Consider the following 20,742-nt stretch of genomic DNA (forward strand, 5'->3'; position numbering starts at 1 on the left):
GAACTTGCTAATAATGCTTTATTTATGGCCCTCTTATAACCGGCAGCGGAACGCAGAAGGGAGTATCAGGCGTTTGATACAAATTGAGATGGAGCTTATGGAATAAACAGTAGTGTAGCTAGATAGTTGAAAGGATGAACGACCATGCCAAAACCAACAGTAGCCATAGTAGGCAGGCCGAACGTAGGGAAATCAACCATCTTCAACCGAATCGTTGGAGAGAGGATTTCTATTGTAGAAGATGTCGCCGGAGTGACAAGAGATCGTATTTATAGTTCCGGTGATTGGCTGAACCATGATTTTAATATTATTGACACAGGTGGAATCGATATCGGTGATGAGCCATTTTTAGAGCAAATTCGCCAGCAAGCGGAAATTGCGATTGACGAAGCCGATGTTATTATCTTGATGACAAGTGGAAGAGAAGGACTGACATCTGCTGATGAAGAGGTAGCCAAGATTCTCTATCGTTCCAAAAAACCAGTTGTCGTAGCCGTCAATAAGGTGGATAACTTTGAGATGCGTGACCAAATTTATGATTTCTACGCACTTGGATTCGGTGATCCGATTCCTATCTCAGGATCCCATGGGATGGGGCTAGGGGACTTGCTTGATGAAGTCGTGAAGAATTTCCCTACCCGTGATGAATCAGATTATGATGATGATGTCATCAAATTCAGCTTGATTGGCCGCCCGAATGTAGGGAAGTCCTCTTTAGTGAATGCCATTCTTGGCGAGGAAAGGGTCATTGTCAGCAATATCGCGGGCACGACACGTGATGCGGTTGACTCCCCTTATAAATATAATGGTGATGAATACGTCATCATTGATACAGCTGGGATGAGGAAAAAAGGAAAGGTATATGAAAGTACAGAGAAATACAGTGTGCTTCGTGCCTTGAGAGCGATAGAACGCTCCGATGTTGTTCTTGTCGTGCTTGACGGGGAAGAGGGCATCATTGAACAAGATAAGAAAATCGCAGGCTATGCCCATCAAGCGGGACGAGCGGTTGTCATTGTCGTCAATAAATGGGATGCTGTAGAGAAAGACGATAAAACGATGAAACGCTTTGAGGAGAAAATCAGGGCAGAATTCCAGTTTCTTGATTATGCTCCAATCGTCTTCTTATCAGCCAAAACAAAACGCCGTATTCATACATTATTACCTATGATCAATATGGCAAGTGAAAACCATGCGAGACGTGTGCCGACAAACGTGCTGAATGATGTCATCATGGATGCCGTTGCTATGAACCCGACACCGACCCATAATGGAAAAAGGCTGAAAATTTTCTATGTAACTCAAGCTGCCGTCAAACCGCCGACATTCATTGTCTTTGTCAATGACCCGGAATTGATGCACTTCTCCTATGAACGATTCTTGGAGAATAAAATTAGAGAAGCATTCGGGTTTGAAGGTACGCCGATTAAGATATTCTCTCGTTTACGAAAATAACTGGTTTTGAGGAGTGGAGTAACTATGAAAGAAACGGTAACAATTTTAGGGGCGGGTTCTTGGGGAACGGCTCTCGGAATGGTACTAGCGGATAATGGCCATACAGTACGTTTATGGGGCCATGAAGAAGACCATGTGGAGGAGATCAATCGCGAGCAGGCAAATACCCGCTATTTGCCTGGTGTAGAGCTTCCGAAGGGAATCAGAGCCTATTATGACCTGGAGGAAGCACTTGAAGGCGTTGAAATCATCGTCTTTGCGGTACCAACGAAAGCATTCCGGGAAGTTGCTCGTAAAATCAAGTCCATTGTGAAGCATAAGATTACTGTTGTTCATGTCAGCAAAGGAATTGAGCCGGACAGCCTTATGAGAATCTCTGAAATGCTTGAAGAAGAGATTGCTGATATTACAAATGACATTATCGTTCTTTCTGGTCCAAGCCATGCAGAAGAAGTGAGCAGAAGAATTCCGACAACCGTAACAGTTGCCTCCAAAAACATGAAAGCAGCTCAGCGAATCCAAGATTTATTCATGAATCAGAACTTCCGTGTCTACACGAATCAGGATTTAGTTGGTGTAGAGATTGGTGGAGCCTTGAAAAATATCATTGCGCTTGCTGCAGGTATTACAGATGGTCTCGGCTATGGGGATAACGCGAAGGCTGCCTTAATGACAAGAGGCTTGGCGGAAATTACGCGTTTAGGGGTTAAAATGGGTGCAGATCCATTAACGTTCCTCGGTTTAACAGGTATTGGCGATTTAATCGTAACATGTACGAGCGTCCATTCCCGTAACTGGCGTGCAGGAAACCTTCTTGGCAAAGGCAAAAACCTCGATGAAGTGCTTGAAAGCATGGGGATGGTCGTTGAAGGGGTACGCACGACAAAAGCGGCCCACCAATTATCAGAGAAGTACCATGTAAAGATGCCAATCACGAATGCCCTTTATGATGTCTTGTTTAACGGAAAAGATATTAAACAGGAAGTAGAGGATTTGATGGGCAGAAGCAAGAAGCATGAAATGGAAGAATTGATTCACCTCGTAAACGAAGAGAGATAATCAAAGTTTTTTCATGCAGCATAGGCATTTGCTTGATACTTGAAGCACAATAAGGTCATAGTATGATGTTAAAGACTAACCAAGGCACATAGCCAATTAAAGTCGATATATTTAGTCCAAAGCGGAAGAGAGATGGAAGTCCATTTCCCTTCCGTTTTTGTTTTGTATGCTCTGTTATGTAAGGATTTTTATGGGGGAATAGTAAATAATATTTGTATTTGAAAAAATATGGTATAATACTCTCGGAAAAGGGGGTATGACAATTTGAGTTTATCGATGCAAAAAATGTGGTTTTCCATTGCTGGAATGGTATTTATGGCGATTGCTGCCTTGGCCATATATGTAAGTCGGTATAAACTGAATGGATTTTTCAAATATTTGGTCGGGACGATTGCCTATTTCTGCTTATTCCTGGCAGGAATTATCATGTTCATCACCATTATTAGCGGGCCGACAGACGGATGAAGATGAATCATAAAGTCAAAAAAAGTATCTGTGCCTTGCTTGCTGGCTGTATGGCCTTGATACTCAGCGGTTGCTTATATCCGGAAGGGCAAATGCAGCAAAACCAGATTCCCTATGAGGAAAGTGTTAAGAATGTGGAAGCTGCGGTTGATCAATTCAGGAAAGAAAATGGGAACCTGCTACCGATTGTGACAAAGGAAGAGGATACGGATTATTACATAAAATACATCATTGATTTCAAGAAAATCGTCCCGAGATACTTAGCAGAGATTCCAAGCAATGCCTATGAAGAGGGCGGCGTCTACCAGTATACCCTTATTGATGAGGAGGAGAACCCAACTGTTAAGCTCATCGATTTAAGGATTGCGGAAACGATTCGTTCAGTGAGGCTGCAAATTGATGCCCAAGGCTATCCAGCATTAGCCGAGGAAGTTGGCCCGAATGTCTATAAGCTTGATTATGAAAAGATGGGCTTTCGTGAAGATCCAACCGTTAAGAGTCCTTTCTCTGGCAAGGACCTTCATCTTGTTATGAGCGGTGAAGGAGAGCTTTACGTAGATTATACTCCGGATTTGTATGATCTATTGGCTGAGGGAGAGAAGTCTCCGAAAGAAAATACTGATATTAGGCCCTATTTAATGGAAGAGGCATTATTTGTTCCTGCATATTCGCTTCCATATGCATGGGATTCAAAGGAGAATAAGCCTGTCTTTCTGTCAAATCAGGAATAACCTTTCTTTTACGAAATATATTGTAAAAGAAAGGTTTTTTTATTTGTGATAAAAAAAGCCTGTAACTAATAACAAGATACGCACCTTACCGGCTGTCAGCCAGTTTACATAAATAGAGAGGAGAGAAAAAACTTGTCATAACCACATCCATGAGAGTCATAAACATATAATGTCCAAGTTTACCAGTTATAAAAAAGCATCGATAGGTGGGTTCATATATTTTGGATCGGGAGGGGATCTCTTGGAAAAGATCGATATATTTAAGGATATAGCCGAGAGAACCGGCGGCGACATATATCTAGGGGTTGTAGGAGCCGTACGGACAGGTAAATCAACGTTTATAAAGAAATTCATGGAACTTGTTGTCTTGCCGGGCATGCATAGTGAAGCGGAGAAATCAAGGGCTATTGATGAGCTGCCTCAAAGTGCGGCAGGACGGACAATCATGACAACAGAGCCAAAATTTGTTCCAAATCAGGCAGCGCAAATTCAAGTGGATGAAGGGCTCGAGGTTAATATCCGCATGGTTGACTGTGTAGGATACACAGTTCCTGGAGCAAAGGGCTATGAGGATGAAAACGGACCGAGAATGATTCACACGCCATGGTATGATGAACCGATTCCTTTCCATGAGGCAGCGGAGATTGGCACGAGGAAGGTCATTCAGGACCATTCAACCCTAGGAGTAGTCGTTACGACCGACGGTTCCATCGGCGAAATTCCACGTTCGGATTATATCGAAGCAGAGGAGAGAGTGGTTGAGGAACTGAAGGAGGTCGGAAAGCCCTTTATCATGATTGTCAACACTGTTAGCCCGTATCATCCGGATACAGAGGTCCTGCGCTCGAAGCTGCAAGAGAAGTATGACATTCCTGTCCTTGCAATGAGTATTGAAAGCATGCGAGAAGGGGATGTCATCAATGTCTTGAGGGAGGCATTGTTCGAGTTCCCTGTGCTGGAAGTGAACGTGAATCTTCCTCGCTGGGTTATGGTCTTGAATGAAGATCACTGGCTGCGTGGAAGCTATCAGGATGCTATTAGGGAAACTGTCCAGGATATAAAGCGGCTGAGAGATGTGGACCGTTTAGTAGCATTGTTCGAGGAATATGAATTTGTCGGGCATGCGAGTCTTGCTGGCATTGAGATGGGTCAGGGGGTGGCAGAGCTGGATCTCAGCGCACCGGATGAGCTTTATGACCAGGTGCTGAAGGAGATTGTCGGCGTGGAGATTCGCGGAAAGGATCATTTGCTTGAATTGATGCAGGATTTTGCCTATGCGAAGGCTGAGTATGACCAAGTGGCTGATGCTCTTAAGATGGTGAAGCAGACCGGTTATGGGGTCGCTGCTCCGTCACTGGCGGATATGAGTCTGGATGAACCGGAAATCATCCGTCAAGGTTCACGGTTTGGAGTCAGGCTGAAAGCAGTGGCACCTAGCATCCATATGATCAAGGTAGATGTCGAATCAGAGTTTGCCCCAATCATTGGCACTGAAAAGCAGAGTGAGGAGCTCGTCCGTTATTTGATGCAGGATTTCGAGGATAATCCGCTCAGCATTTGGAATTCGGATATCTTTGGAAGGAACCTATCCTCCATTGTGAGGGAAGGGATACAGGCTAAGCTGAGCCTAATGCCGGAAAATGCCAGATACAAATTAAAGGAAACGTTGGAAAGAATTATTAATGAGGGATCAGGTGGCTTGATTGCGATTATTCTATAAGGAATCAGGGGTTGAATCGGTGCTTTAAGACCGTTTAATCCCTCTTTTTTTGTTCTAGGAACAAAGTCCAATATTTCAAAATAACTCAAATGGAGTCATAACGCAATAAAATGAGAAAAATAAACTACAATATTCGAATAAATGCCCGTAATTTCGCTAATTTACTTGATATGGGGTAGGGATTATGATAATCTTTTATCAGAAATCAACTTCTAAGCGAAAAGCCTTACATATCAATGTTTATAATACCTTTTTATGGTCGAAAATAATATAAAGTGAAAAACAAGTTGATGAATATCAGATATTTCATTACAATTACAAAAAGTAATTGAAATAGAATAGAAAACCTGCTTTGGGAGGAGGTGAATGGCATGAACAAGACAGAATTGATCAATGCAGTTGCAGAAGCTAGCGAACTTTCCAAAAAAGACGCTACTAAAGCTGTTGACGCAGTTTTCGAATCCATTTTAGAAGCACTCAAAAATGGTGATAAAGTACAACTAATCGGTTTCGGTAACTTCGAAGTTCGTGAGCGTGCAGCCCGTAAAGGACGCAACCCACAAACTGGTGAGGAAATCGAAATCAGTGCAAGCAAAGTACCTGCTTTCAAACCAGGTAAAGCGCTAAAAGACGCTGTTAAGTAATCTGTACATATGTGTTACTTGAATAAGCGCTATTCGCTTAAGAGCCGTTGCCGTTAGGGCAACGGCTCTTTTTCTATGTGCAGAATATATTAATTTGGCTGGCACCTAAAATGTGCTACTATGGTTATAGTTGAATTTTAGGCATGCTCTAGGAGGAAGACATTCATGTATGAAGTTAATAAAGGAAAAATAGAAGAAGCTGTAACCATGATTCTCGAAGCATTAGGAGAAGATCCGACACGGGAAGGTCTTTTGGATACACCAAAACGTGTCGCAAGAATGTATGAGGAAGTCTTTGCAGGTCTCGGCCAAGATCCAAAGGAATACTTTGAAACGGTCTTTGGAGAAGACCATGAGGAATTAGTGCTTGTAAAGGATATCCCATTCTATTCCATGTGTGAACACCATCTTGTCCCGTTCTTTGGGGTTGCACATGTTGCTTATATACCGAAGGGTGGACGCGTCACAGGCTTAAGTAAATTAGCGAGAGCTGTCGAAGCTGTTTCTAGACGTCCGCAATTGCAGGAAAGAATTACATCTACTGTAGCGGATGCCATCATGGATAAACTTGAACCGCATGGCGTTATGGTCGTGGTTGAGGCAGAACATATGTGTATGACTATGAGAGGTGTTAAGAAGCCGGGCTCTAAGACAGTGACATCTGCTGTCCGCGGAACGCTTGCAACAGATGCGCGCACTCGCCAGGAAGTGTTGAGCTTTATCAACAAATGATCTGTGCTGCACACGAAGGAGGAGTGATTTGATGAGAGAGGGAAATCCCGCGCAGAATGATTATGTGATTGTTAAGGCAGAGGAAGACGGAGTAAATGTCATCGGCCTTACGAGAGGGGAAGATACTCGCTTCCACCATTCAGAGAAATTAGATAAAGGGGAGGTCCTTTTTGTCCAATTCACTGAGCATACCTCAGCTATCAAGATCAGGGGAAAAGCGATAATGTATACCCCATATGGTCAAGTGGAGAGCGGTAAGGAATAACGTCTCATTGACTAACTATCCTTTTTCAGCATGAATCGACAATGTTGAAAAAGGATAGTAAAATAAAAGATGTCTAGTCAATTCTGAAATAGTCATGAAACGAATGGAAGTTTAGGTGATGAGGGTGGAATCAGCAAAGAAACAGGTATTACAATATGAGCGTGAAATTAGGAATCATATATTTGATTCATTTGTGTGGCGGTATATAGAGGAGCCTATCATAGATGAAGATAAGATAGCGGCGATGCTTTTAATCTTATCCCATGCTGATGCAACAGAAGAACAACTTTCTAATTACATAGTATCAATCATGCTCATGCAAATTGCCCTCGATACACATGAGAACGTAACAAATGGATTGAATTCAGAAGATTCCGGCGAGCTGCGAACAAGACAATTGACCATCCTGGCTGGGGATTACTATAGTGGTTTATATTATCATATTTTAGCCCAGACAGAGGACATTCGTTTTATCAGGGAATTTTCACGTGGTATTCAACTGATTAATGAATCGAAGGTAGAGCTTTATCAATGCAAGGATACCTCAGCCGAATTTCTTTTTGCCCATCTTGAAGCCATCGAGACAGCGCTGGCTGAGAAGGTGAGTTCCTATTTCGGCAGTACATGTAACCTGCTGCTCTTAAAGGATTTTCTGCTGATGAAACGGTTGAATAGAGAATTTGCCAGGCATGAATTTGTTGAATACGGAGCAGGCAATAAGCCTCGATATTATGCTGCTATGCTGCTGCCGCCTTTTTTGAATAGAGTGGAAGACCTTCAAAATCGGGTGGAGCAGGAGCTAGAGGCGGAGATTTGCACGGATATGGCTCAGCGGGTTAAAAGAGCTTTGGATGAATCCAGGGGACATATCACCAACATGATGGGGAAAGGGTTATTTGGATGAAACAACAATCGAAAGAAGAACGAGTTCATCATGTGTTTGAAAAGATTTCAGATCAGTACGATACGATGAATTCTGTAATCAGTTTTCAGCTTCACAAGAAATGGCGTGCTGACACAATGAAAAAAATGGCTGTCAAACCCGGCGATAAAGCTTTAGACGTATGCTGTGGAACAGCTGATTGGTCAATTGCGCTTGCAGAAGCGGTTGGGGCACAAGGCAAGGTGTGCGGACTTGATTTCAGTGAGAATATGCTGAAAGTCGGGAAAGAAAAGGTACAGAAATATGGGTTGAAGAATGTTGAACTCATTCACGGCAACGCAATGGAGCTTCCATTTGAGGATAACAGCTTCGATTATGTGACGATTGGCTTCGGTCTCCGTAATGTGCCGGATTATTTGACGGTGCTGAAGGAAATGAACCGGGTGCTGAAGCCAGGCGGGATGGCCGTGTGCCTAGATACGTCTCAACCGACTATGCCGGTCTACCGACAGCTTTATTACTTCTATTTCAAGCATATCATGCCGCTTATGGGAAAGGTGCTGGCCAAGAGCTACGAAGAATACTCGTGGCTTCAGGAATCTGCAACCGACTTTCCAGGTGCGCCGGAGTTAAAGAAATTATTTGAGAAAGCCGGATTCGTCAAGGTGAAATATAAGCCGTATTCAGGCGGTGCAGCTGCTTCTCATTTTGGTTATAAAAAATCTCAATGAGGGATTGCCCTACCTTGTTAAACGGGATGTGGAATGATGAAATTACCAGTATTATACAAACTTTTTAAACAAGATATTCAGTTGATAGAAAAGGAACTGAAATCATCCATACAAGCGAGATCGAAGCTTCTGCAGGATGCTTCGGTCCACACGCTTAAAGCCGGAGGAAAACGCATCCGCCCTATTTTTGTCCTGTTGACGGCAAAATTTGGCGATTATGATATTGAGCGAATTAAATATCCTGCAGTAGCCCTCGAGCTGATTCATTCCGCCTCTCTCGTGCATGATGATGTCATTGACCAGGCAGAGCTTAGAAGAGGATCACCTACAGTCAGCCACAAATGGGATAATAAAATTGCAACCTATACTGGGGATTATATCTTTGCCCGTGCGCAGGAGCTGATGACACGGATAGAGGAACCTCTGGCGCATAAGGTACTGGCCAAGACGATTCTGGAAGTGAGCATTGGAGAAATTGAGCAAATCAAGGATAAGTATAATTATGATCAGAATCTTCGTGACTATTTAACTCGTATTAAACGAAAGACTGCGCTTTTGATTGCGGCGAGCTGTCAGTTGGGTGCTATCAGCGCAGGTGTCAATGAAACCATACATAAGAAATTATTCCTTTATGGGTACTACGTAGGAATGTCCTTCCAGATTATTGATGATGTCCTTGATTTCACTGCTACGGAGAAAGTACTTGGAAAGCCGGCAGGAAGTGATCTTTGGCAAGGGAATATCACCCTGCCAGTGCTGTACGCCCTAAGAGAGGCTGAGCTTGGTCAGGAAATCAGGACGATTCATGAGAATATGAGCCATGATGAGCTGAAGCCAATCCTGGAGAAGATTAAGGGCTCTGGAGCTATTGAAAAATCAATTGAAGTCAGCAACCGATATTTAGATAAAGCCTTTGCTATCTTGAAGGAACTGCCGGATACGAAGAATACTCGTTATTTATATGATATCGCCGAATTTATTGGAAAACGGAAATATTAAGCGTTTTCATATTGTTTGCTAAATGATGGTGAAAATGGTATATTTTTTCTGGACAAACTAAAAAGATACATATAAACAGAGGTGTAATGATGGAAAAAACATTTTTAATGGTTAAACCAGATGGTGTTCAACGCAATTTAATCGGGGAAATTGTAAGCCGTTTCGAGAAAAAAGGTTTCCAGCTTATCGGCGCTAAATTAATGATCATTCCAGCTGAAATGGCTGAGAAGCATTATGCTGAACATAAAGAGCGTCCATTCTTTGGCGAGTTAGTTGATTTCATCACATCAGGTCCTGTATTTGCGATGGCTTGGCAAGGGGAAAATGTCATTGCTACAGCACGTCAAATGATGGGCTCCACTAATCCAAAGGATGCAGCTCCTGGAACGATTCGCGGCGATTACGGCGTAACTGTCGGCAAAAATATTATTCATGGCTCTGATTCACCAGAAAGCGCCGAAAGAGAACTAGGCATTTTCTTTAAAGAAGAAGAACTATCTGAATACAGCAAGCTTGTAAATGAGTGGATTTATTAATCTGAATCAATAAAAAAGCTGTACGAAAGGGTTGAGAATGGGTATATTCTCAACCCTTTATTTTTTGACATTTTCTCCGTTGACATAGCTCTCCGATATCCCATTTTCTTCAGGTTCATCGAAGCGAATTGTGCTTTGGCCTGCATAGACTGTTTTTTTAATCCCCCTAACTGTTGTCCACCGCCTTTCATGCTTTACTATTAAGGTAGTAAAGACCTGTTTAATCTTATGTTTAATCCTTTTTATAGGTAAACCCATCTTATAAGTACAGGTTCCTATTTTAGCAGAAGGGGCGAGACTCTCGGCTACGATAAGGAAGCAGGCTGAGACAACTTTGCCGAAGGCGAGTGGCGAAAGTAACTACCATGCAGTTCGCTAAGTCCGTTGGCTTTTCTGCTGAAAATAGCTTTCACATTCATATGGAGTGCAAGAGCGAAGAAATGCAGACCTATTCTTAACTTGATTTCTTTTCAGTCTAATAGCTGCATGAAAAGTAAGGCTTTGTTTTCATAGAATTATTTAATTGTCAGAAAAATACATCTATTTATTGGTGGAGTTTCTAATTTATTCTGATGTACAATAGTTAAACAAGAAAATTTAGCAAAAGAAGCTTTCTTATGATATATTTGTACATAATTGCTTTAAAGTGATGAAGGAGGAGCCAAATGAGATACTTAACAGCCGGGGAATCCCACGGTCCCCAATTAACGACCATCATAGAGGGGTTGCCAAGCGGAATGCCTTTATCCGAGGAGGATATAAATAAACACTTAGCCAGACGCCAAAAAGGATATGGCAGAGGAAGAAGGATGCAAATAGAGAAAGATACCGCTGAGATCACCTCAGGTGTAAGGCATGGAAGAACATTAGGATCTCCTGTAGCTTTAAACGTCAAGAATCGAGATTGGACTCATTGGACACATGTAATGGGAATAGAGCCGATTGATGAGAAGGATGAAGAAGAAATTAAAAGGAAGATTACTAGACCGAGACCTGGCCATGCTGATTTAAATGGCGGAATTAAGTACGGGCATAGAGATTTACGTAATGTGCTTGAGCGCTCTTCGGCGCGAGAGACGACGGTCAGGGTCGCAGCTGGTGCTGTTGCTACGAAGCTCTTGCAATTGCTTGGAATCGAGCTCGTATCCCATGTGGTGGAGATTGGCGGGGTCAAAGCAAAGCAAGCAGATAGCACAGACATCCAGACACTAAGGAAGACAGCTGAAGAATCCCCTGTACGCTGTCTAGATGCGGAAGCCGGCGAGAAAATGATGGCTGCGATTGATGAGGCGAAGAAAAACGGAGATTCACTTGGCGGAGTGGTAGAAGTGATTGCGACCGGCATGCCAAGCGGTGTAGGAAGCTATGTGCATTATGACCGTAAGCTTGATGCTAAAATCGCTGGCGCTGTCCTTAGCATTAATGCCTTTAAGGGTGTTGAATTTGGTATAGGCTTTGAAGCGGCACGAGTTCCGGGCAGTAAGGTCCATGACGAGATTCTTTGGGATGAAGAGACAGGCTATACACGAAAAACGAACCGGCTTGGAGGATTTGAAGGCGGCATGACGACTGGGATGCCGATCGTTGTACGTGGAGTGATGAAGCCTATTCCTACACTTTATAAACCGCTTAACAGCGTAGATATCGAGACTAAAGAACCATTTGCAGCATCTATTGAACGCTCTGATGCCTGCGCTGTTCCAGCAGCAGCAGTTGTGTGCGAGCATGCAGTGGCATGGGAGCTTGCAAGTGCGATTGTCGATCAATTCTATGCAGACCGCCTTGATACATTGATTGATACTATTGAAGAACAGCGTCGGTATGCGAGGGAATTCTAATGAGAAGCTTTGAGATTAAGACGGCTTCAAAATCTTATCCAATCTATGTGGGCAATCAAGCCATCAAGAAACTTCCGGAATTTCTTCAGGAACGGTTTCCTGGGAAGAAGAAGCTATTTTTGATTACGGATTCACATGTTTCTGCCCTGCATGCGGAACCATTGACCGATTTATTGAATGAATCTGGTTATGATACGCTAGTTCATATTGTCCCTTCAGGAGAGGAAGCTAAATCGATTGCCTGCTATGAGGAGTGTCTGTCAGCAGGCTTCCGGCACAATATTGGCCGAGACGGGATTATCCTTGCCTTTGGCGGCGGAGTTGTCGGTGATTTAGCCGGTTTTACTGCAGCTACTTATATGAGGGGGATTTCCTTCATTCAGCTGCCGACAACTCTTCTTGCTCATGATAGTGCTGTTGGCGGAAAGGTAGGGATTAACCATCCTCTAGGGAAGAACTTAATCGGGGCCTTTTATCAGCCAGAAGCTGTCATCTATGATACGGAGCTGCTCCGAACAATGCCAGAACGGGAGTGGAGAAGCGGCTTTGCGGAATTAATTAAGCATGCCTTTCTCTCTTCTGAGACCTTTTATCAAAAGCTTCAGAAAGAGATTCAAACAATGGAGGACCTTAAGAAGCATGTGCAGCTTGGTGAGCTGATTGAAACAGGGATAAAGGTAAAAGCCTCCATCGTCGCTTTAGATGAGAGAGAGTCAGGTAAGCGAGCTTTCTTGAACTTAGGTCATACCCTTGCCCATGCATTGGAAGGTGCGGCAGGCTATGGGGAGCTGACTCATGGAGAGGCTGTTGCAATCGGCTTATTCTATGATTTATATTTAAGCAGGAAATATACGGGATTTGATGCGGGATTGGACAGTCTTCATCAATGGCTGATTGATCTTGGCTACTTAAGGATATCGAACGAAGTGCTGAATATGAATCTTCTTATCCCCTATATGAAGCTAGATAAAAAGAATCAAGGAAGTAAGATTGCCACCATCCTATTGAAGGACTTTGGCGACCCGGTCATAGCAACATTTGAAGAGAGTGAGATTCGTTCGGATTTCGGTGAATTCATTGAAGACTATTTTACAGTTTAAGTTAGGAGAGAAGAGAATGCTAAGAGGCATAAGAGGGGCCATCACTGTATCAGCTAACCGCAAGGAGGAAATCGAACGCCAAACGGAAAGGTTGATGCGCGAGATTATTGAACAAAATGAATTGGACAGCGAGAGTATTGCCTCGGTCTTTATCTCGGTGACTGATGACCTTAATGCTGGATTTCCGGCGGCCTCAATCAGACGTATTGATGGTTTCATGTATGTTCCTGTCATGTGTATGTGTGAGATTCCAGTACCGGAATCGCTGCCGCTTGCCATCAGGATTATGGTTCATGTAAATACGGACAAGAGTCAAAGGGAGATTAAGCATATTTATTTGGAGGAGGCTATTAAGCTGAGACCAGATTTGCTGGAGAAATGAGAATAAAGGGGGAGCTTGTTGATGAAATGGAAGGAACATTTATACACACTGAAGCCATACCAGCCTGGAAAACCGATTGATGATGTGAAGCGTGAATACGGCCTGACTGAGATTATTAAATTAGCCTCTAATGAAAATCCATATGGTTATTCACCTAAGGTTAAGAAAGTCTTGAAGGAGTCCGATTGGCAGCTTGCGCTTTACCCTGACGGAGGGGCCGTCAATCTTCGTGAGGCTGTTTCTTCCTTTTGGGGAGTGGAGGGCAATCAAGTAATCTTTGGAAACGGTTCTGACAATTTGATCCAAATGATTACGAAAGCTTTGCTCGCACCTGGCGTAAACACTGTCATGGCCACAGGTACGTTCAGTCAATACAGTCATAATGCCATCTTAGAGCGGGCGGAGATTCGGGAAGTTCCTCATGTTAACGGGCGCCATGACTTGCCGGGGATGCTCCAGCAAATTGACTCTAACACAGCCGTTGTCTGGCTGTGCTCACCGAATAATCCGACTGGGGAATATATTCGAGAAGATGAATTGATGCCTTTCCTGGACCAAGTACCAGATGATGTACTCGTCGTATTTGATGCGGCTTACTATGAATATGTGGATGCAGAGGATTATCCTAACCTGATTCCTTTAATTGCACGCTATAAAAATGTCATTATCCTTCATACCTTTTCGAAAATCTATGGAATTGCCTCATTAAGGGTTGGTTATGGAATCGCTGATGAAACCATCATTCGCATGCTTGAACCGACAAGAGAACCGTTTAATGTCAATGCTGTAGCCCAAAGAGCGGCGATTGAGGCTATATCAGACCAAGCATTCATCGCTGAATGTAAACAAAGAAACCGTGATGGGCTCCAAGCATTCTATCAATTTTGTGAGAAGCATCAATTAGCCTATTATCCTTCCCAAGGGAACTTTATTTTAATGGAGGTTGGATATAAGGGAAATGAAGTCTTTCAATATTTGCTCGAGCGCGGCGTAATTGTCCGTTCAGGTGAGGCGTTGGGATTCCCGACATCAATCAGGGTAACGGTTGGTTCGGAGGTAGAGAATGCTCTTGTGTTAAAGGAGCTTGAAGGCTTTCTCCAAACGAAAAGGAGCGAATTAGCTAAATAGAAGAAGTAAGTGAGGTGCCTCCATGCGCGGCAATGTATTGATTATAGGTTTAGGACTGATTGGAGGCTCTATTGCACTAGCAATCAAGAAAGAGCATCCTGATGCATTCATCCAGGGATATGATACAGATGAGCAGCAGGCTATGCTCGCAAAAGCACTCAAAATAATCGATGAACCCGTTAAGGATTACAAGGCTGCGGCTGCAGCCAGTGATTTGATTATGATTTGTACGCCTGTAAATGCGGCTGTACAGGTGATTGAAGCATTGGCAAACGTACCGCTTAAGGAAAGAGTCATCCTTACAGATGCGGGAAGTACAAAGAAAAAGGTTATGGAGGCAGCCGAGCGCCATCTTGGCAGTCGGCATGTCTTCATTGGAGGCCATCCAATGGCTGGTTCCCATAAGAGCGGTGTAACCGCTGCTAAAGAGCGGCTGTTCGAAAATGCCTTCTATATGTTAACGCCGTCAAAATGTGCGGGCGTGAAGGAAATTGGGCAATTGAAGATGTGGCTTCGAGGAACGAAGGCAAAATTTCTTGAAGTCAGTGCAGAAGAGCATGATTATTTGACAGGTGTTATCAGCCATCTTCCGCACATCATGGCAGCTTCTATGGTTAATTTTGCTGAGGATGCTGAAAAAGAGCATGAGGTGATTGCTCGACTCGCTGCAGGAGGATTCAGGGATACAACAAGAATTGCTTCCTCAAGCCCGGAAATGTGGAAAGACATCCTCCTTCATAATGGTGAGATTTTGGTACCGCTCCTTGATTCATGGATTCGGGAGATGGGGGAAATCAAGGAATGGATGGTTAACAAGGATGGACAGAAAATCTATGACTTCTTCCATGGGGCTAAGCGGTTTAGGGATGCAATGCCAGTGCATGAGAAGGGGGCTATTCCTTCTTCTTATGATCTTTATGTGGATGTGCCGGACTATCCAGGTGTCATTTCAGAAATTACCGGATATCTAGCCGAATCAAGCATCAGCATCACGAATATTCGAATCCTTGAGACTCGCGAAGAGATTTACGGAGTGCTGGCGATCTCTTTCCAGAGCAATGAGGATAGAGTGCTTGCAGTAGAATGTCTGCAGCAAAAGACTACATATGATACTTATTTTGACTAAAGCGTCAGGAGGATTTTCATGGTAAGAAGTTTGGAATTTACACATCGTCCGTCACTGACAGGAAGATTAGAGGTACCGGGCGATAAATCCATCTCCCACAGAGCAGTTATGTTCGGTTCGATTGCAGAGGGAACCACCACTATCAGCCGCTTCTTAGAAGGCGAGGATTGCTTGAGTACGATAGACTGTTTCAGGAAGCTCGGAGTGGTCATCGAACAAAATGGGTCTAATGTGACGGTGCACGGTAAAGGGTATGCGGGATTAAGTGCCCCGAAAGAAGTCCTTGATGTAGGGAATTCAGGTACATCCATCCGACTTTTACTCGGATTATTATCTGCTCTTCCTTTCAGCCTAACGTTCACAGGGGATGAATCCATTGCCAAGAGACCGATGAAACGAGTGGTCAGCCCGCTTCGGCAAATGGGAGCTCAAATTAGCGGACGCGATGACGGCAATTTGGTCCCGCTGACAGTGGAAGGCACTGCCCTTAAGGGGATTGAATATGAATTGCCTGTAGCAAGCGCACAAGTGAAATCGGCCATTCTGCTGGCTGGGCTTCAGGCAGAAGGAGAAACAACGGTCATTGAAAAGGAACGGACAAGAGACCATACAGAGAAAATGATTCAATCCTTCGGCGGAGAAGTATCTGTAGATGGAATGAGAATTACGGTAAAGGGCAGCCAATCGTTAAAAGGGGGACATATCACTGTTCCCGGTGATATTTCATCTGCTGCTTTCTGGCTTGTTGCAGGAGCTATTGTACCGAACAGTGAAATCACACTTGAGAATGTCGGCCTGAATCCAACACGTACAGGCATCATTGATGTATTACAGGAAATGGGTGCTGATATGGACGTGATACCGGATGAAGGGACAGGAGCGGGTGAAGAAGTCGGGTCAATTATCATCCGTCATTCCAAACTGCGAGGGATGACAATTGGCGGGGATATCATTCCAAGGTTAATCGACGAAATTCCTATTATTGCCCTGATGGCCACACAGGCTAAAGGACAGACGATCATCAAGGATGCTGAGGAATTAAAGGTGAAGGAAACCAATCGGATTGATGCAATTGCGACTCAGCTTGGACGTCTTGGAGCGAGAATTACCCCTACAGATGACGGACTAATTATTGAAGGTCAACAATCTCTCCACGGCGGTACAGTTGACAGTTTGACAGACCATCGAATTGGCATGACGCTGAGTATTGCCTCTTTATTGACAGATGGACCGGTTGAACTAGTTAATGATGAGGCAATCGCTGTTTCCTATCCGGGCTTCTTTGAGGACTTGGCCCGTTTAATAGTTAAATGATTTGGAAAAAGCATTCAGAATCGATGAGTTCTGAATGCTTTTTTTGATGAGAAAAAGAGGAAGCCAGCATTTGTTGTCAGTGATTGCTTCGACAGCATGAAAAAAGAGTTTGTTTTCCCTTCTATTGTGCTAAATCTCTTTCATTATACATAGCATGTCTATAAGACATTCCCGATAAGCATAAGCCAATGCCCTTTACTATCGAGTGAATATTTGATAGGGTGATGAATATTGCAGGTTTATTCGACAGCCTCTTAAAGTGATTCGCTCTATTCTCCGCCTTAAAAATTGGCTATACTGTTTATACAGGAACCCTTCTATGTATATCATCCGCAAAAAACTTCGTATATGGCTATCCGATTTTGGAACTGCTACAGGAAAATACCGAGTCTATATAGAATATTCTCATATGCAAGTTTCCTTGCCGTGGTTATGGACAAGGAGATAGGTTTTCGCAAGCAAGCTGCTAGATGGCAAAAGGAATGTCCTTTTGAGGCTGCGATTTGGCCGATTTGACAGTGGGAAATGAGCAATTGGAAAGGAATTATCGGGAAATGAATATTGAAACAATTAGAAAAAAACTTTTGCAAGGTGAATGGGAAGAAGCAAAAACACATATAAATTTCATTAAGGCATCCCAAAATGATGAGGATATTTTTGCATTAGCAGAAGAGCTGGCCTCATTAGGTTTCATGGAAGAGGCTAAGGAGCTGTATGAGGAACTTGAGAAGCGCTACCCAGATGAAGGAGAAATTCTTTTTTCTCTGGCAGAAGTTTCAGCTGAACTCGGAAATGAAGAAGAAGCGCTGCTGTATTTGGAGAAGATAGAAAATGATGATCCTATGTACCCAGGAGCCCTGTTATTGCTTGGCGACCTTTACCAGGCGATGGGCATGGATGAAGTGAGCGTCCGCAAGCTGAAGGAAGCCAATGAGATCCTGCCGGATGAGCCAATTGTGAAATTTGCTTTAGCGGAACTTTATTATCAACAAGGAAATTTTCGTGAAGCTGTAGAATTATATACTTATATTTCTCAAAATGATTCAAGTATTAATGGGGTATCCATTAATAAGCGGCTGGCCTTATCTCTCGTATCCCTCGGGGAATTTGAAGAATCCCTTCCTTATTTCCATAAGGCTGAACGGGATGATAAAGATCATGATGTCAACCTTCTGTTTGAATATGGATTTTCTGCTTTTCATGCCGGTGAATATGCCACAGCTATTGCTAAGTTCAGCGAGTTGAAGGAAATGGACCCTGCCTATCATTCTTTATACATGTATTTGGCTATGGCCTATGAGGAGAATAAGGAGCTCCCAATGGCTATCCAGGTAGCTGAGGAGGGAATGAAAGAAGATCCGTTCAATAAAGAGATTTTCTTGTATGGAGCGGAATTAGCATCCAAGAAGGGAGATCCTCAAACGGCGGTTAAATGGCTGTCTGAGGCAATCGCGATTGACCCGGGTTATTTGGAGGCTGTACTAACCCTTGGCAAGTTATATTTACATGAGGAGCAATATTCAGAAGTCATCGACCTCATATCTTCTGTTCGTGAAATGGGAGAAGAGGATCCGCAATTTGATTGGCTGACGGCAACTGCCTATTCAGAGCTTGAGGAATATGAGAAGGCTCTTTCCTGTTATCGAGAAGCTTATCAGCATTTCATGGAGAATAAAGAATTTTTGCACGAATATGGTTATTTCCTGCTTGAAGACAGTAAGTTCCAAGAGGCTAAAGCTATCTTTGAGAAACTGCTGAAAGAAGACCCGAGTAATGATGAGTACTTGGATATATTAGAAAGAATCTAAATTTAATGTGCAGAGGAGGGCTCCACCATGAAAACCCCTGTATCTGTCGATGAGAAAAAAGAATTCATCCGTTGGTTTTTGAATAATTATCAACTAAAGCGTCGTGAATGTGTGTGGATATTAAACTATTTGATGAGTCATGACCAGCTGATGAGAAATGTCCATTTTGTGGAAGGGGCCAAATATTGCCCGAAAGGAATGGTGATGTCTACCCATTGTGTAGATGATGTGCCGTTTCGATTTTATAAGAGCAATATTATGACCACTGATGCCGAGAAATCCTTTCATGATATCCGGTTAAACCGGGATGAGGATATCTACATACAGCTGAATTTTCGAACAGCTTATTCCTCGTATCATTATGCAGCTGTTTTGGAGGAGAATCCTTATTTGCCAAAGAATCTACCTGGCAATGAGCAAGACCAGCATATTGCTGAAAGTATTCTTGAAGAGAGCTTGAACCGTTTTGAGGAGGAACGATTGCTGCGATTAATTGATACGGCGATTGATGAGAGAGATCATGCTCAATTCACGCTGCTAAGCAGTCAATTGAAACGGCTGCGTAGAAAGAAGAAATCCCTGACATAGAGCCAATCAGGAAAAAAGCCAGTCAGCATAGCCGGAGCTAAGCTGATTGGCTTTTTTTATGCGTTTTTGTATAATTTTTACTTATTTTAGTTTACAATGAAATGGACATAAGGGGGGATTGCATGAAATATCAAACGGCTGATATGGAGATGTTCGAGCGTTCAAGGGAATACATCGATACAGTCATCATTCCATTGAATGCGATTACATTTGAGAAGGGGGTCAGTCAGGCGGTTGCTTCTTATGAGTACTTAAGTCTATTGACCTATGAACTGGAGAGAGAGTTAAAGGGAAGAATATTTCTGGCCCATCCAGTACCGTATTCAAAGGAAAGCGGACAAGAGTCAAAGAAAGCACTATTGAATCATTGGAGAACCTTTTACAGTGAAGCCGGGTTCACCTATATACGATTCCTCACAACGGATAACAAATGGATTACAGTCAGTGATCAAGAGCAAATTCTATGGTTTCCTTCCATTCAGACGGATAAAATGCCGAGGGAGGCTATCAAGCAAGTGCTGGATGATCATACAGACCAAATCAAAGAGCTCCTGCAGGATGCTTGGAAGACGGATTGAAAATACTTACATAATAAACCATGTATTTCCTAAACTGGGAGTTTGTTGACCTATCAAAAATATTAGGATATTATTGTAATGTCCTAGTTTTATAAAGTTTGTACAATTCTGTAATTTTGTCAGACTTTCCATATAAGGGGGGAGAAATTTAATGAGCAGCCAAAAAGTTTCAAGACGCCAATTCTTGAATTACACACTCATGGGTGTCGGGGGATTCATGGGTGCGGCAATGGTTATGCCGATGCTGCGGTTTGCGGTCGATCCTGCCTTAAAGGCTAATGCCTCAGGTGACTTTATCAATACGGGCTTGAAGATCAGCGAGGTAACAGAAACACCGACTCGCGTCGATTACAAGCTGAAAGTCCAGGATGGCTGGTATGAAGCAGAGGAGACGAGAACAGCGTGGGTTTACAAGGATGAAGGGGGCGACATTGTCGCTTTATCTCCAGTATGTAAACACTTAGGCTGTACAGTCAACTGGGAGGGTGATGAGAAGCATAAGAATGAGTTCTATTGCCCTTGTCATGGCGGCCGTTACGAGAAGAACGGTAAGAATATTCCAAATACACCGCCGATCGGTCCGCTTGATGTGTATGATATGCAGGAAAAAGATGGAGTATTGTATTTGGGCAACACAAAAACAAATGAGGTGTAGGGAGG

22 protein-coding genes are annotated in these 20,742 nt (G+C 43.2%); all 22 read left to right on the plus strand.

Annotated features, from left to right (window positions below; all coding sequences use genetic code 11):
• Nucleotides 1-144: 144 nt before the first annotated feature.
• Nucleotides 145-1,455: a ribosome biogenesis GTPase Der gene (gene der / locus AC622_RS07770; protein ID WP_049670550.1), complete on the plus strand. Its 1,311-nt coding sequence runs from the start codon at nucleotides 145-147 to the stop codon at nucleotides 1,453-1,455.
• A gap of 24 nt (nucleotides 1,456-1,479) precedes the next feature.
• Complete coding sequence (locus tag AC622_RS07775) at nucleotides 1,480-2,514, plus strand: NAD(P)H-dependent glycerol-3-phosphate dehydrogenase (protein WP_049670551.1); 1,035 nt, start codon at nucleotides 1,480-1,482, stop codon at nucleotides 2,512-2,514.
• A 264-nt stretch (nucleotides 2,515-2,778) separates the two neighbouring features.
• Nucleotides 2,779-2,979 carry a DUF2768 domain-containing protein gene (locus tag AC622_RS07780; protein WP_049670552.1) on the plus strand — a complete coding sequence of 67 codons (201 nt, stop codon included), beginning with the start codon at nucleotides 2,779-2,781 and terminating at the stop codon, nucleotides 2,977-2,979.
• The gene (locus AC622_RS07785; protein WP_231589494.1) at nucleotides 2,976-3,710 is read left to right on the plus strand and encodes a hypothetical protein; all 735 of its coding nucleotides are present in this window, start codon (nucleotides 2,976-2,978) and stop codon (nucleotides 3,708-3,710) included. The genes AC622_RS07780 and AC622_RS07785 overlap by 4 nt, the downstream gene beginning before the upstream one ends.
• A 241-nt stretch (nucleotides 3,711-3,951) precedes the next feature.
• Nucleotides 3,952-5,430: a stage IV sporulation protein A gene (gene spoIVA, locus AC622_RS07790; RefSeq protein ID WP_049670553.1), complete on the plus strand. Its 1,479-nt coding sequence runs from the start codon at nucleotides 3,952-3,954 to the stop codon at nucleotides 5,428-5,430.
• A gap of 371 nt (nucleotides 5,431-5,801) precedes the next feature.
• Nucleotides 5,802-6,074 (plus strand): HU family DNA-binding protein, encoded by a 273-nt coding sequence (locus tag AC622_RS07795; protein ID WP_049670554.1) that lies wholly within the window; start codon nucleotides 5,802-5,804, stop codon nucleotides 6,072-6,074.
• Nucleotides 6,075-6,239: 165 nt separating this feature from the next.
• Nucleotides 6,240-6,806 (plus strand): GTP cyclohydrolase I FolE, encoded by a 567-nt coding sequence (gene folE, locus AC622_RS07800; RefSeq protein ID WP_049670555.1) that lies wholly within the window; start codon nucleotides 6,240-6,242, stop codon nucleotides 6,804-6,806.
• Nucleotides 6,807-6,837: 31 nt separating this feature from the next.
• On the plus strand, nucleotides 6,838-7,071 hold the full coding sequence (gene mtrB / locus AC622_RS07805; RefSeq protein WP_049670556.1) for a trp RNA-binding attenuation protein MtrB: 234 nt from the start codon (nucleotides 6,838-6,840) through the stop codon (nucleotides 7,069-7,071).
• Between the two features lie 118 nt (nucleotides 7,072-7,189).
• The gene (locus tag AC622_RS07810; RefSeq protein ID WP_049670557.1) at nucleotides 7,190-7,975 is read left to right on the plus strand and encodes a heptaprenyl diphosphate synthase component 1; all 786 of its coding nucleotides are present in this window, start codon (nucleotides 7,190-7,192) and stop codon (nucleotides 7,973-7,975) included.
• Nucleotides 7,972-8,685, plus strand: a complete 714-nt coding sequence (locus tag AC622_RS07815; RefSeq protein ID WP_049670558.1) for a demethylmenaquinone methyltransferase — start codon at nucleotides 7,972-7,974, stop codon at nucleotides 8,683-8,685. Before AC622_RS07810 ends, AC622_RS07815 begins: the two co-directional genes overlap by 4 nt.
• A 36-nt stretch (nucleotides 8,686-8,721) precedes the next feature.
• Nucleotides 8,722-9,684: a heptaprenyl diphosphate synthase component II gene (gene hepT, locus AC622_RS07820; RefSeq protein WP_049670559.1), complete on the plus strand. Its 963-nt coding sequence runs from the start codon at nucleotides 8,722-8,724 to the stop codon at nucleotides 9,682-9,684.
• A gap of 89 nt (nucleotides 9,685-9,773) precedes the next feature.
• Nucleotides 9,774-10,220 (plus strand): nucleoside-diphosphate kinase, encoded by a 447-nt coding sequence (gene ndk / locus AC622_RS07825; RefSeq protein ID WP_049670560.1) that lies wholly within the window; start codon nucleotides 9,774-9,776, stop codon nucleotides 10,218-10,220.
• Between the two features lie 665 nt (nucleotides 10,221-10,885).
• Entirely contained in the window at nucleotides 10,886-12,058 is a 1,173-nt protein-coding gene (gene aroC, locus AC622_RS07830; protein WP_049670561.1) for a chorismate synthase, read from the plus strand.
• Complete coding sequence (aroB, locus tag AC622_RS07835; RefSeq protein ID WP_049670562.1) at nucleotides 12,058-13,158, plus strand: 3-dehydroquinate synthase; 1,101 nt, start codon at nucleotides 12,058-12,060, stop codon at nucleotides 13,156-13,158. Before aroC ends, aroB begins: the two co-directional genes overlap by 1 nt.
• Nucleotides 13,159-13,174: 16 nt before the next feature.
• Complete coding sequence (aroH, locus tag AC622_RS07840; protein ID WP_049670563.1) at nucleotides 13,175-13,540, plus strand: chorismate mutase; 366 nt, start codon at nucleotides 13,175-13,177, stop codon at nucleotides 13,538-13,540.
• A gap of 21 nt (nucleotides 13,541-13,561) precedes the next feature.
• The gene (gene hisC / locus AC622_RS07845) at nucleotides 13,562-14,668 is read left to right on the plus strand and encodes a histidinol-phosphate transaminase (protein ID WP_049670564.1); all 1,107 of its coding nucleotides are present in this window, start codon (nucleotides 13,562-13,564) and stop codon (nucleotides 14,666-14,668) included.
• Nucleotides 14,669-14,690: 22 nt separating this feature from the next.
• Nucleotides 14,691-15,794 (plus strand): prephenate dehydrogenase, encoded by a 1,104-nt coding sequence (locus AC622_RS07850; RefSeq protein WP_049670565.1) that lies wholly within the window; start codon nucleotides 14,691-14,693, stop codon nucleotides 15,792-15,794.
• 18 nt (nucleotides 15,795-15,812) lie between these two features.
• Entirely contained in the window at nucleotides 15,813-17,108 is a 1,296-nt protein-coding gene (aroA, locus tag AC622_RS07855) for a 3-phosphoshikimate 1-carboxyvinyltransferase (protein ID WP_049670566.1), read from the plus strand.
• 554 nt (nucleotides 17,109-17,662) lie between these two features.
• Entirely contained in the window at nucleotides 17,663-18,916 is a 1,254-nt protein-coding gene (locus AC622_RS07860) for a tetratricopeptide repeat protein (RefSeq protein WP_156185586.1), read from the plus strand.
• A 27-nt stretch (nucleotides 18,917-18,943) separates the two neighbouring features.
• Nucleotides 18,944-19,504 (plus strand): ReoY family proteolytic degradation factor, encoded by a 561-nt coding sequence (locus AC622_RS07865; RefSeq protein ID WP_049670568.1) that lies wholly within the window; start codon nucleotides 18,944-18,946, stop codon nucleotides 19,502-19,504.
• Between the two features lie 122 nt (nucleotides 19,505-19,626).
• The gene (locus tag AC622_RS07870; RefSeq protein ID WP_049670569.1) at nucleotides 19,627-20,082 is read left to right on the plus strand and encodes a DUF2487 family protein; all 456 of its coding nucleotides are present in this window, start codon (nucleotides 19,627-19,629) and stop codon (nucleotides 20,080-20,082) included.
• Between the two features lie 151 nt (nucleotides 20,083-20,233).
• The gene (locus AC622_RS07875) at nucleotides 20,234-20,737 is read left to right on the plus strand and encodes a ubiquinol-cytochrome c reductase iron-sulfur subunit (protein WP_049670570.1); all 504 of its coding nucleotides are present in this window, start codon (nucleotides 20,234-20,236) and stop codon (nucleotides 20,735-20,737) included.
• Nucleotides 20,738-20,742 lie beyond the last annotated feature (5 nt).

Source organism: Bacillus sp. FJAT-27916 (genome assembly GCF_001183965.1).
In the GTDB taxonomy this organism is placed as follows: Bacteria; Bacillota; Bacilli; order Bacillales; family Pradoshiaceae; genus Pradoshia.